Here is an 11,230-nt window from a genome sequence, read left to right as displayed (position 1 = left end):
ATCGGGTTCTAGGGTCTGTTGACCTTTGCGGATTAAAATTTGTTCAAACTAGGGGCGGTTTAATCGCGGCGCGAGGTTTGTAACCTAGTGGGCTAAGTAAAAACCGAGCAACAAAGAGTAAATCGCCCCTAGGCAGAACCCTTCGGGCAGCGCCTGTTTGGCATTGATGCTGCGTTATCGCCTATTTATGGGGAATAACCACACCACATAGGCTCTGCCTTGCCTAAATACCAAACAGACTGCTGCAAATTTAACCTTGAAAGATCAACAGACCCTAATCTATAAAAAAAGCCACACTATTTAGTGTGGCTTTTTGGTTTAAGCTACAGCTTAAAACTTCATTTCAATTTTGCCGTATACATAACGGCCATTAAAACCAAATGGTGAAAAGCCCGAGTACGAGAACAAGCGAGAGAAAGTGGTTACATCGCTCACCAGCTCACGAGTTGGATCTGGGTATACATCAAACACATTATTAGCGCCTAAGCTCAGAGTAAGGTTATTATTAAGTGCATAGGCAACATCTAAATCGGTGATCCATTTAGGTTCTAACACTTCGTTACGCTCTGGATTTTCAGACGGGTCTTGTGTTTCACCGTAGCGAGTGCTGCGAAGTGTGGTGCGCCATTCGTTAAGTGTCCATGTTGCGCTAAGGTTGTATTTATTGCGCGGCGTGCTCACTTCAAAACGACGTAGCTCGTTACCCGAGAACAAATTATCTTGCTCAACCCCAACACTTTGTAATTGTGCTGGTGGGTCAATAATATCGGTGACTTGGTTTTTACCGTAGTTGTAACCTAAATTAAACGCTACATCACCGTAATTGTCGGTGATTAAATTATAAGAAGCGACGACGTCAACGCCACGGGTTTTGCTATCGATCGCGTTTAAGAAAAATCGACCTTGGTTAGCGCCGGTGCCCTCAAGTAAGCTTGCAACGCCTGCGCCCGATAAGTTATTTGATAACACAATACGGTCATCAATTAATATTTGGTAGTAATCCACCGATAAGCTGAAGTTGAAGTCGGTTGACCACGTAAAGCCTACCCCGTAGTTAGTAGCTTCTTCTGCGTCTAAACCTGGTGAACCCAATGCAACGGCAACATCGCTGCTTGGCGCAAAGGTACCTGTTTGTGTAGGTTCGCCATCTACAAATACAGTCGCTACCGAGGTAAAGTATTGCTGTTGTAAAGAGGGCGCTCTAAAGCCGGTTGATACAGAGCCGCGTAGTGCTAAGTCTTCTGTAAGTGTATAGCGGGTGGCAATTTTACCATTAAGCGTGTCGCCAAAATCAGAGTAGTCTTCGTAACGCGCGGCTACGGCAACATTCCAGTTATCTGTAATAAAGGCTTCTAAGTCAACGTAAAGGCTAACATTGTGGCGGCTGTTGTCACCCGCAGATTCAGGTGTGAACCCCGGGAACACTTGTGAACCTGCAGAGCCGAATGGGCCATTAACCGGATCGGTCACGGCACCACCTGGGCCAAAATTACCACGCGCATAAGAGGCTTCTTCACCTGCTTGAATTTCATACCCTTCGCGGCGATACTCAGCGCCCACTGCCACGTTAATTCCGCTGGCTAAAAAGTCAGCATCAATCTCACGGCTAAAATCAAGATTAATAGTCAGCTGATCGTAAGTTAGCGTGCCTGCATCAAAACTAGTTTGGCTACTTGGCCCATATGAAGTGTTTAAACTATTAATAACACCAAAGTTAAAGGCATCTTGGCCGTATACAGCAGAAGCATCGTAGTTCCATTCATTAGCAAAGCCTTTCACACCTAAAGCCAATGAAAAGTCATCAATGTCTGAGGTGATCACCGGCAAAAAGCCATCAGGATATATTTCTGTAACGTTACGGCTGTCTTGGGCGCGACGATAAAAACCACCGCCTTCGCCTTCACGCTTGCTGTAAGAGCCAAACGAGTAGAGCTCAGCATCGTTAGTTAATTGATAACCGGCATTGTAAAACAGCGCAAAGTCTTCAACAGTGCCGTTGCCAAAGTTATGGTTGTAACGATCCCATGTGAATTCGCGCGGGTCGAGAGAGCCATCAGGTAAACGAGCGTAGTTTTCGCGTTGATCATAATCAGAGCGGTTGGTAGAGCTGCGATCGCGATATTCACTAGAAATACTCAAAAAGCCGTTATCGCCTAATTCAAACCCCATATTACCTTGCAGAGTTAAGGTTTGGCCGTCGGTAAGCGAGCGGTCGCTGCCCTCAGTAAAAGCTAAGTCACCATTTGCGTTCTCAGAAACCGACTGTAACTGCGCGACACCGTCCATATCGGTAATATTTGCACCATAAACGGCACCCAAACTACCGCCACTGCTATTGCTTTTAAGGACGATATTAATCACCCCGGCAATAGCGTCTGAGCCATATTGAGCTGCGGCGCCGTCGCGTAATACTTCAATGCGTTCAATCGCGTTTGCAGGAATAGCGTTTAAATCAACTGATGACGAGCCACGACCCGTTGAGCCGTTTAAATTTAGTAGCGCGTTACTGTGGCGACGTTTACCATTTACGAGTACCAAGGTGTGATCAGGGGCTAAGCCACGCAGTTGAGCTGGGCGTACGTGGTCGCTGCCATCGGTAATTGATGGTTGGGGGAAATTAAAACTTGGTAATAACGTACTTAATAATGCATTGGTTTCTGTTTGCCCTGAACTTTTTAAGGCATCATTACTGATAATATCAATAGGCACTGGGCTATCTTCAACTGTGCGGCCTAGTCGGCGAGAGCCAATAACACTAATTTGTTCAATGTTTTCTTGCGCCTGAGTCTCTTGCTCAGCGGCATTAACCGTCCATGAGCCAACAAGTGCAGCGGCGATACTTAAAGTGATGGTTTTTTTTGCTGTAAATAGCGGTGTAAGTTGCATAACTAATTTCCCTCATTCGATGCTCTACAGGTGGTTTCAATTTAATCTTTTTAAATTAATGAACTAATTGAAATTACTGTTGTCAAGGTAGACCATTTCTACAATCGAGGTCAATTGAATTACATTCGATCTACATTTTATTTACAGCGAGTAAGATGAGGTGTTTGTGATACCGAAGCGTAAGTAGCCATTTACCATTTAATTTTGCCAATCAGTATATCTTTAAACATGACCCAATCACCCCATAAACTGTATAACGGGTGCTTAAATGTGGCGGGGCGGTTTTTTTCAAAAAAGAAATGCCCAACCCATGCAAAGCCATAACCAATCACCGGTAATAACCATAACAATACGAATTGTGAGCTAATAAGCGCATAGCCGGTCAAAAGCAACACTAAACTACTGCCAATAAAATGCAGCCTGCGACAAGTTTTATTACGATGCTCTTTTAGATAGTAAGGGTAAAAGCGTTTAAAGCTGGTAAAAGATTCAGTTTCTGTCATTACTCAACCTGTTAGTGTTTAAAAGTTATTCATTTATTTAAGCGCAATTTAGCGCAGGTTAACAGCAATAAATGACGTTTACCGCAAGTTGATAGACAAACAAACAGAAAGTTAATAACTTAGGCTGACTATAAAAAAATAATGGTAAAGCAATGCTTAAAAAAACACTGACCTGTGCGGTTGTAGTCGCACTTGCGGGTTGTTCACAACCTGCAGAAAACACTACTCAAAATGAAGTAAAAACAGCTATGAAAGCAGTTAACTCACTAGATTACCCTGAAACTAAAAAAGGCACTGTGGTTGACACTTACTTTGGTGAAACCGTGGCTGATCCGTATCGCTGGTTAGAAGATGATATGAGTGATGAAACGGCTCAATGGGTTAAAACTCAAAACAAGCTTACCTTTTCGTATTTAGAGCAAGTGCCTTACAGAGACACACTCAAACAGCGCCTTGAAAAACTCATGAACTACGAAAAAATCAGCGCCCCGTTTACTGAAGGTGATTACACTTATTTTTATAAAAATAATGGCCTGCAAAACCAGTACGTTTTATACCGCAGCAAAGACGGCGATGAAGCTGAAGTGTTCTTAGATCCTAATACTTTTAGTGAAGATGGCACCACTTCAATGTCGGGTTTATCATTTTCAGAAGATGGTTCATTGTTAGCGTACCAAATTTCAGAAGGTGGTAGTGATTGGCGTAAAATCATTGTTATAGACACCGAGACCAAAGAGCAGGTAGAACAAGCACTAGTTGATGTTAAATTTAGTGGCGTTAGCTGGCTAGCAAATGACGGTTTTTACTATTCAAGCTACGATAAGCCAGAGGGCAGTGAGCTTTCTGCAAAAACTGATCAACATAAAGTGTATTACCATAAGTTAGGTCAAGATCAAGGCGAAGATACTTTAGTATTTGGCAATACAGCAGAACAAAAACACCGCTATGTGGGCGCTAAAGCAACCAAAGATGGTCGTTTCTTGTTTATTAGTGCCAGCGTATCAACCTCTGGTAATAAGTTATTTATTAAAGATTTAACCAAGCCAGATAGCGAATTTGTGACCGTAGTGGGTAACACCGACTCTGATACCAGCGTAATTGACAACGAAGGCAGCAAGCTATTTTTGGTTACTAACTTAAATGCACCAAATAAAAAAGTAGTGACGGTTGATGCAAGCAATCCACAGCCTGAAAATTGGCAAGATTTTATCCCAGAGACTGAAAATGTACTTAATGTAACCCTTGGAGGAAATACGTTTTTTGCCAACTACATGGTTGATGCTATTTCTAAAGTGAAGCAGTACAACAAACAAGGTGAGTTGATCCGTGATATTAGTTTACCAGGCGTCGGTACAGCGGGTGGTTTTGGCGGTAAAAAAGAGCAAACTACGCTTTATTACTCGTTTACTAACTACAAAACGCCAGGTACGACTTACAGCTTTGACGTGCAAAGCGGTGAGTCAAAAGTATACCGTAAGTCAGGGATAGATTTTAATAGCGATAACTATACCTCTGAGCAAGTATTTTATACCTCTAAAGATGGCACTAAAGTACCGATGATCATCACTTATAAAAGTGATATTAAATTAGATGGCAGCAACCCAACTATTTTATATGGCTATGGTGGCTTTAATATAAGCTTAACACCTCGCTTTAGCTCTACAACAGCAGCTTGGCTTGAGCAAGGCGGCGTATACGCAGTTGCTAATATTCGTGGTGGTGGTGAATACGGTAAAGAGTGGCATAAAGCAGGTACACAATTGCAAAAGCAAAACGTATTTGACGACTTTATTGCTGCAGCTGAATACTTACAAGATAAAAAATACACCTCTAAAAAGCGCTTAGCACTGCGTGGTGGTTCAAACGGTGGGTTATTAGTGGGTGCTGTAATGACCCAGCGACCTGACTTGTTTCAAGTTGCGTTACCTGCGGTAGGCGTATTGGATATGCTTCGTTATCATACATTTACAGCTGGCGCTGGTTGGGCATACGATTACGGAACTAGCGACCAAAGTAAAGAAATGTTTGATTACTTAAAAGGCTACTCGCCAATTCATAATGTAAAAGCAGGGGTTGAATATCCGGCGACCATGATCACTACAGGCGATCATGATGACCGCGTTGTACCGTCGCATTCATTTAAATTTGCAGCTGAGCTTCAAGCGAATCAAGCAGGTACAAATCCTACACTTATTCGTATTGAAACCAATGCAGGCCATGGTGCCGGTACACCAACCAGTAAAATTATTGACCTTTATGCCGATATGTACGGTTTTACGCTTTACAACATGGGCATTAAATCACTGTAGTGATTTTATAAACTAACGAAAAGCCGAGTTACGTAAGTGACTCGGCTTTTTTATGTTGACTAACCTGAGTTCAGATTAGCTAACTTATTGTATGGGGGAGAACAACCGTTGATAGGTTTTATAAGCGTATTCGTCGCTCATACCGCTTAAATAGTCACAAATAATACGCATACCTTGATTGTGTTTTTCAGCTTCAAGGTACAGTGCCTGCGTGGTTTCGGGTAATAAGCGCAGCGGATCGCTGGCAAACGCAGTAAATAATTCTATGAGTAGGTTTTGCCCTTTAAATTCTATTTGCTGCATTTGTGGGTCGCGTATTAAACGCTGAAATACAAAGTGTTTGAGGATCTGTAGCACATTTTCGTATTGCTGATCTAATTTTGCGGTGTGCTTTAAAATAGGGCACTCAAATTCATCGTTTTGGGTATCTAAATGAATATGAATAATAAAGGTATTCACCAGTTCGCCTATGGCGTCTTTTCGCTCATGTTCATACTTTGAAAATAACCGCTTGGAGAGTGACTCCAGCAAAGTGTTTAACCAGTCATAGTCAAGTGCTTGTAAATGCGGCAATGCATGGGTTAGCCAATCGTCTAAACTGAGCACATCCGTCGCTATGGCATCTTCAAGGTCGTGAACGGCATAAGCAATGTCATCAGCCAGTTCCATAATGGCACTGTCGAGTGATTTATAAAGGGTTTTAGCGCGATAAGCATCTGCGTGTTCTTGGCTAGATAATAACGCTTTATCACTTGCGCTAAGAGGCTCAATAATCCAATTAAATATCGCGGCATCGTCATTGTAAATACCTTTGGCTGGTCGCCAGTCATCGGCTTTTATAAACGCACGCTGTTTATTTTCTTGTGGGATGTTATGCCAAAGGTTATCAATAAAAGCTGGGTACTTAATAAATCCTAACAAGGTGCGTCTAGTTAAGTTCATGCCGTAGCCGTTACTATAGGGCTCTAGCTTTGCCACAATGCGCAGTGTTTGTGCGTTACCCTCAAAACCACCATGATCACGCATCATATAGTTAAGTGCAATTTCGCCACCATGCCCAAACGGTGGATGGCCTATATCGTGGGCTAAACATAAGGTTTCGAGCAATCCAGTAGATGGAAAATGTTCAAAGCTTGGATGTTGGACCTTTAAATGGCGTAATATGCCGGTGCCTATTTGCGAGACTTCTAATGAATGGGTAAGGCGTGTACGGTAAAAGTCGTTTAAGCCAATACCCATTATTTGGGTTTTAGCTTGAAGGCGCCTAAATGCAGCAGCATGAATGATTCGTGAGCGGTCGATTTGCCAAGGAGAGCGGTTATCGTTAGGGCGGTGCTTATATTGTTCAATTATTCTATTTTGCCACTGTTTATCCATGTCTCAACCTATCAATTCGTCTTCGGCTTTAGCACTTAGTATATTATAAATTGTAAGCAATAGGTGTATGAATTTTATTCGGTTGTTCAGTATTCGCGTTTATAAAGTGGCTTAGGTATAATGATGTTTCGTATGTATGTGACTACACCATACATAACTTAGAGTTAAATTGAGATAATACATGTTAAAAACTATTTTTCAGTTGTTGTTAGCCGCCGTTGTTATTTGGGCGTTGACCCTTCCGTTTATTGATGCTGATGAACTAGTATCAGACGAGCAAACCAGCTCTAACGACATTAAAAAAGAGAAGAAAAAAGAAAAACCATTGCACAACGTTAAGTTGCCAAAGTTCTCAGAATTCACTGATGTGAAAGAGAAAAAACATGCGTTTTTTAACTTTATTAAGCCTCATGTAGAAGCCGAAAACAAAAAGATTTTACAGCAACGTGCAAACCTTGAAATTGCACGCATGATGATAGAGCACAGTGAACCGCTTAGTAAAAAACAAGCGGGCGACATAAAAAAAATACTTAAGTCGTACGGATTACCTGAAACGTTAGATACCATCACCTTAAGCCAAGCACTGCGCCGAGTAGACATCATTCCTAAAGAGATGGCCTTAATGCAGGCAGCCAATGAGTCTGCATGGGGCACTTCACGTTTTGCACGAATCGGCTTAAACTTTTTTGGCCAATGGTGCTACAAAAAAGGCTGTGGCATGGTACCAAGAAGACGTAATAGTGAAGCCGAGCATGAAGTGGCTGCATTCAAATCGGTACGTGCAGCAGTAAGCTCTTATTTTAAAAATATTAATACCCACAATGCTTACAAAGAGCTACGTACTATCCGCGAAGACTTACGCGCACAACAAAAACCAATTTTAGCGACTAAATTAACGTATGGTTTAATGTCTTACTCTGAACGTGGTGAAGCGTACATTGAAGAGCTTAATACCATGATTAATCAAAACCGAGCGTACTTTAATGAATAAGCCGTTATTAAAATTAGTTACAGCCAGCTTTTTAGCAGTAGCAGCTAGTAGTGCCGTTGCTAAAGAATTTGTGATGTCGTATGACGGTTTTTACGACCGTTTAAAAGTGGTAAACAAAGGGGACTTTCAGTACGCCCGCGTAAACTTTTATATTAGCGATATTGGTACTAACGAAGTTTGTAGTATTAAAAACGGTACTATTTTAACTGAAAAAAATGAGTACCCGCTTAATTATACCGACAAAGCGCAATTGCTATTACCGTTCGATAAACAGCTAGATACCGACAAAGCGGTGATTGTAGTTCAGCCAAAAAACCCGGTTCACGACTGTCAGTTAAAGCTACAAATAGAAGCTAAGGAACTAGATGGACTGGCGTTATCAAAGCAATCGTTATTGGTTATTAATAATGAGCTTGAAGAGCTATTAACAGACCTATCTGGCTTTTTTGTTAGCAAACTAATGTGGTTTTTATTACCTGAACAAAAAGGCGTGGTTGTTACCTTTAAAACTCCTAAGCAATTTGATGATGAGCGCATAACGTGCGAAAAGTCAGTGTGTTATTTTGAAGTAACCGATAGCTGGGAAGAAAATACAACCGTATTAGCTGATATTAACGAGGTTGTTAAAGTAACGCCTTGGATAAGTAAGTAATTATATAATTTGTAAACGTATCAAGCGGCATCAACTATGATGCCGTTTTTTTATGGCTAAATTAAATGATGGCAGTGGGAGCTTTGGTTAATAAGCTTTTTTCATCATGGGTGACCACTTTATTTCGGCCTGTTTCTTTGGCAAGATAAAGGCGTTTGTCGGCTTGTAACAACAGTGCTTGCATATTTAGCTCGCGCACTAACATGCTACTTATTCCAGCACTTACAGACAGTGCAATGCTATTACCATTAAAATAAAACGGGTATTCATTAATACTACTGCAAAGCTTTTGAGCTAACAGCCTAGCTTGCGCTAAGTTCTGTTGATTAAGAAAAATAGCAAACTCTTCTCCACCAATCCGAGCAGTAACTCCAAGCTCAAAAAACAATTCGTTAATATGTTGTGCAATCCACTTTATCGCTTCATCCCCGGTTTCATGACCGTATTGGTCGTTCACTTGTTTAAATAGGTCTATATCGAGCATGATCAACGATACTCTGCTGTTAAGAGGCGCGGTTTTAGTTATTTTTTTACATAAACGGAAAAATCCACGCCTGTTTAAAAGCTGCGTTAACGGATCGTGATTCGCTAGATTGATCAGTCTAGACTCAGCATTAGCAAACTTAATAAACGGTAAAATTAGCGCAGTAGCGGTAGTTAAAAATAAATGCGTTACCAATAACAGCTGTAATCCAAAAGCTAAGCTTGCTTGACTGATTTGGCTTGAGTAGAGCAAAACAAGGAGTACAACTTGCAACAGCATCACCACACTGTGGATTGTAAAACAGGCAACGAGTAAGCGTTGTTGGACTACTGCAACACTTGGAGTTTTAATCATTAAATACGCAGCGTAACTAAATAATACAGCAGTAATAATGCTGGTAATAATTTGCCCTGCATCTATAAGGTACACTGCAAGTAAAAGCGTACAGCACATGGCACAAGCATAGTATAAAGGTGTTAATTTTATCGCGGGTGCTTGGCTTTGTGGTATTAACCCTAAAATAACGAGTAGTGGACTTAAAATAATAAAAACGTAAGCAAAAAAGTGGGTTAATAATGGAAACTCAATAAAATCTCTTAAACCAATTAGTGCTATTGCGGTAATAAACGAGCAACAGGCGGTAGCAAAAAATAAATAGCAAGGTTGTTTTTTGTATCTATAAACAGAAAAAAAGAACACAGCAATAAACAAGTTAAGAATAAAACAGAGGCTAATTAATGTAGGTAAATGAAGCATGTTTAAGGGGCTCTTTTAGCTAGTTGAAGGCGTTTATACAGCTATAAGTATTAGGTAGTAACACAAAAATAGCAAGAGGGTAAAAAGTATTAACTTTTACCCCCTACTACAAACTTAATCCGTTAAGGCCAGTAGCTAGACTAAACTTTCTAATGCAGCGTCAATTTTAGTAAAGTGAAAACGATAGTTATGGTCTAATGCTTTTTTAGGTACCACATACTGGCCGGTAGTAAGTAAGTCGGCCATTTCACCCATTAATATATTAAGCACCCCAGCAGGCATAGGCATAAACGCAGGGCGTGACAATGCTTTTGCGAGTGATTGGCTAAACTGCTTATTGCTTAGGGGCTCAGGAGCTGTGGCATTAACAGCTCCTGATACTTCTTTATTGCGAATTAAAAATAAAATGAGCTGAACCATGTCATCTATATGGATCCACGACATACCTTGCTCACCATTGCCAATTGGACCACCTACGCAAAGCTTAAATGCTGGTAACATTTTACCAAGCGCGCCGCCTTTTTTAGCCAATACAATACCGGTACGTAATAAGCACACTCGAGTTTCGTCAGACTCAGCCTGTAAAGCTGCTTGCTCCCAATCTTTGCACAGTTGGTGGCTAAATTCATCATGAGGCTCTGTATTGTTTTCATCAACCAGAGTGTCGCCTTGTCGACCATAATAACCAATTGCACTGCCAGATATAAAGGTATGTGGTGGGGTATGGCACTGCTTAATAGCATCACTAATCGCTTGCGTAACAATGATTCGGCTATCGCGAATGACTGCCTTTTGTTTGTCGCTCCAACGTTTATTTACAATAGGCTCACCGGCTAAGTTAATAACAACGTCAACGGTATTAAAATCAACATTTTCAAGGCTATCAACTGCATTTATCTGGTGCCCTAACAATACTTTTGCTTTGGTTGGGTTTCTGCTCAGTACAGTAACATCGTGGTGGTGCAACAAGAAAGGGCAAAGGTGCCTACCAATTAAGCCTGTGGCGCCAGTAAAAAATATATGCATTGCAACTCCAAAATTATAAATAAAGCAGGATGTTTAAAATTTATACTCTCCAGCTCAACGATTTGCAAATTTATACGTACCAATAATTTTTATGATCACCTAGGGTCTGTTGGTCTTTGCGGATTAATATTTGTTCAAACTAGGGGCGATTTAATCGCGGCGCGAGGTTTGTAACCTAGTGGGCTAAGTCAAAACCGAGCAACGCGTCCGCCTCCGGCGCCCCCCCTGACTACATCCATGTACGCC

Annotated in this window: 8 protein-coding genes; 3 read left to right on the top strand and 5 right to left on the bottom strand. The window is 41.2% G+C overall.

Features of this window, described 5'->3' with window-relative positions:
• Nucleotides 1-330 precede the first annotated feature (330 nt).
• The gene (locus CWB77_RS17720; protein ID WP_138623844.1) at nt 331-2,886 is read right to left on the bottom strand and encodes a TonB-dependent receptor plug domain-containing protein; all 2,556 of its coding nucleotides are present in this window, start codon (nt 2,884-2,886) and stop codon (nt 331-333) included.
• 191 nt (nt 2,887-3,077) lie between these two features.
• On the bottom strand, nt 3,078-3,389 hold the full coding sequence (locus CWB77_RS17715) for an Mpo1-like protein (RefSeq protein WP_054201058.1): 312 nt from the start codon (nt 3,387-3,389) through the stop codon (nt 3,078-3,080).
• A 152-nt stretch (nt 3,390-3,541) separates the two neighbouring features.
• On the opposite strand from CWB77_RS17715, the gene CWB77_RS17710 reads away from it, so the two are divergent.
• A complete protein-coding gene (locus tag CWB77_RS17710) occupies nt 3,542-5,698 on the top strand; it encodes a prolyl oligopeptidase family serine peptidase (RefSeq protein WP_138623842.1) in 2,157 nt (718 codons plus the stop codon).
• Nucleotides 5,699-5,782: 84 nt separating this feature from the next.
• Here the strand turns inward: CWB77_RS17710 and CWB77_RS17705 are convergent, their stop codons facing one another.
• Nucleotides 5,783-7,075 carry an anti-phage deoxyguanosine triphosphatase gene (locus tag CWB77_RS17705; protein ID WP_010390265.1) on the bottom strand — a complete coding sequence of 431 codons (1,293 nt, stop codon included), beginning with the start codon at nt 7,073-7,075 and terminating at the stop codon, nt 5,783-5,785.
• A gap of 181 nt (nt 7,076-7,256) precedes the next feature.
• Here CWB77_RS17705 and CWB77_RS17700 point away from each other — a divergent pair, with 181 nt between their 5' ends.
• Nucleotides 7,257-8,066 (top strand): glucosaminidase domain-containing protein, encoded by an 810-nt coding sequence (locus CWB77_RS17700; protein ID WP_054201057.1) that lies wholly within the window; start codon nt 7,257-7,259, stop codon nt 8,064-8,066.
• Nucleotides 8,059-8,718 (top strand): DUF2987 domain-containing protein, encoded by a 660-nt coding sequence (locus CWB77_RS17695; protein WP_010390261.1) that lies wholly within the window; start codon nt 8,059-8,061, stop codon nt 8,716-8,718. Before CWB77_RS17700 ends, CWB77_RS17695 begins: the two co-directional genes overlap by 8 nt.
• A gap of 61 nt (nt 8,719-8,779) precedes the next feature.
• Here the strand turns inward: CWB77_RS17695 and CWB77_RS17690 are convergent, their stop codons facing one another.
• Together CWB77_RS17690 and CWB77_RS17685 are read right to left on the bottom strand one after the other, a co-directional pair.
• A complete protein-coding gene (locus tag CWB77_RS17690) occupies nt 8,780-9,958 on the bottom strand; it encodes a GGDEF domain-containing protein (RefSeq protein WP_010390260.1) in 1,179 nt (392 codons plus the stop codon).
• A 135-nt stretch (nt 9,959-10,093) separates the two neighbouring features.
• A complete protein-coding gene (locus CWB77_RS17685; RefSeq protein ID WP_138623841.1) occupies nt 10,094-10,984 on the bottom strand; it encodes a TIGR01777 family oxidoreductase in 891 nt (296 codons plus the stop codon).
• Nucleotides 10,985-11,230: the final 246 nt, after the last annotated feature.

Origin of the sequence: Pseudoalteromonas sp. S1610 (genome assembly GCF_005887465.1) — a bacterium.
GTDB classification, from domain to species: domain Bacteria; phylum Pseudomonadota; class Gammaproteobacteria; order Enterobacterales; family Alteromonadaceae; genus Pseudoalteromonas; species Pseudoalteromonas undina.
This window is presented reverse-complemented; position numbering and strand designations above follow the sequence as displayed.